Origin of the sequence: Paracraurococcus ruber (assembly GCF_004353985.1) — a bacterium.
Taxonomy (GTDB): Bacteria; Pseudomonadota; Alphaproteobacteria; order Acetobacterales; family Acetobacteraceae; genus Paracraurococcus; species Paracraurococcus ruber.
This window is the reverse complement of record NZ_SMOA01000550.1, coordinates 1-1,546: the sequence shown is the minus strand read 5'-3', so window position 1 is coordinate 1,546 and position 1,546 is coordinate 1. Positions and strand designations below refer to the sequence as shown.

Sequence of the window (1,546 nt, the reverse complement as noted above, 5' to 3'; positions counted from 1 at the left end):
GGCCGGGTGGCCGGCGCGGTCCAGCTGGCGGATGGCGGCGGCCAGGCGCCGGGCGCGGCGGATGCGGCGGGCGGGCGCGGCGCCGCTCACGGCGCGAAGCCGCGCACGAGCGAGCCGGCGACCAGACCCCAGCCATCCACCAGCACGAAGAAGACCAGCTTGAAGGGCAGGCTGACCGTGACCGGCGGCAGCATCATCATGCCCATGCCCATCAGCACCGCGCTGACCGCGATGTCGATGGCGAGGAAGGGCAGGAAGAGCAGGAAGCCGATCTGGAAGGCCTTCGCCAGCTCGGAGGTGATGAAGGCGGCGGAGAGGATGTGCAGCGGCACCGGCGCCGGCGCCGCGCCTTCCGCCACGGGCGGCGGAGTCCAGCGGGCGATGTCGCGGAACTGCGTCAGGTCGCGTTCCCGCACATTGGCTTCCATGAAGCTGCGGAAGGGCGCGACGGCGCGCTCCGCCGCCTGCTCCTCGGTGATGGCGCCGTCCATCAGCGGCTTCGCGGCGTCGTGCCAGACCCGCTCCAGCACCGGCGCCATCACGAAGGCCGAGAGGAAGAGCGCCAGCGCGACGATCACCGTGTTCGGCGGCGACTGCTGCAGGCCCAGCGCGGTGCGCAGCATGGACAGGACGACGACGATGCGGGTGAAGGCGGTGGCGACCACCAGCAGGCCGGGCGCCAGCGCCAGCAGCGTGGTGCCGACCAGCAGCGCGACCAGGTTGGTCGTCAGGCTCTGGCCGCCGCTCGCCGCCGCCGCGGCGCCGCCGGCGCCGAGGCTGAGCGTGACGTTCTGCGCCGCGGCCGGGACCGCGGCGAGGACGGGGATGAGCAGGGCGAGCGCGGCCGCGGCGAGGCCGCGGGGAAAGCGGGGGCGGGGCGGCATTCTGCCGGGTCCTCTGCTGCCGGGTCAGGCGGGGGAGGAGACGATCTCGGTGATCGAGATCGCCAGCCTGCCGTCCTCGGTCAGCTGGATCTCGCCGCGGGCGATCAGCCGTTCGTTCGCCAGCAGGTCCACCGGCTCGCCCACCTTGCGGTCGAACTCGATGACCGAGCCGCGGCTGAGGTCGAACAGCGCCGCCATCGGCAGCTTGCGCGTGCCGAGCACGACCTGCACCCGGATGGGGATGTCCATCAGGCCGGGCTTGCGGGCCCCGGCAGGGATCTCGGCGGTGTGGAGGTCGCTCAACTCTCTTGCTCCTGCTGGCGGCCGGTCGCGCCCGGTGCCGCGCCGGGTGCCGCGCCGAGCACCTCCAGCACGCGGGCGGCGAGGGCCGCGGGATCGTGGCGAAGGCCGCCGCCCTGCCAGGCGGCCTCCAGGGTTCCAGGCGGCAGGCCGGGATCGGGCTGCAGGCTGATCCGCGCCGCCTGTCCGGCATCCGGGAAGCCCTCGGCCCGCATCGCGGCCAGGGTGTCGGGATGGGCGCGCAGCGCGACCTCCTCAGGCGCCCGCTCGGCCAGCAGCGCGGCGGCGAGCGCGACGGCCTCGCGGCCGGCCTCCCGCGCGGCCAACGCCGGCAGCAGCGCGGCGAGCGTCGCGGCGAGCGC

3 protein-coding genes are annotated in these 1,546 nt (G+C 75.1%); all 3 read right to left on the bottom strand.

Features of this window, described 5'->3' with window-relative positions; all coding sequences use genetic code 11:
* Positions 1–86: 86 nt before the first annotated feature.
* Entirely contained in the window at positions 87–884 is a 798-nt protein-coding gene (gene fliP / locus E2C05_RS31660; protein WP_133223568.1) for a flagellar type III secretion system pore protein FliP, read from the bottom strand.
* 24 nt (positions 885–908) lie between these two features.
* Complete coding sequence (locus E2C05_RS31655) at positions 909–1,187, bottom strand: FliM/FliN family flagellar motor switch protein (protein WP_240046982.1); 279 nt, start codon at positions 1,185–1,187, stop codon at positions 909–911.
* A partial coding sequence (locus E2C05_RS33700; protein ID WP_456306548.1) for a hypothetical protein occupies positions 1,184–1,546 on the bottom strand: 363 nt, incomplete at its 5' end. The genes E2C05_RS33700 and E2C05_RS31655, both read right to left, overlap by 4 nt.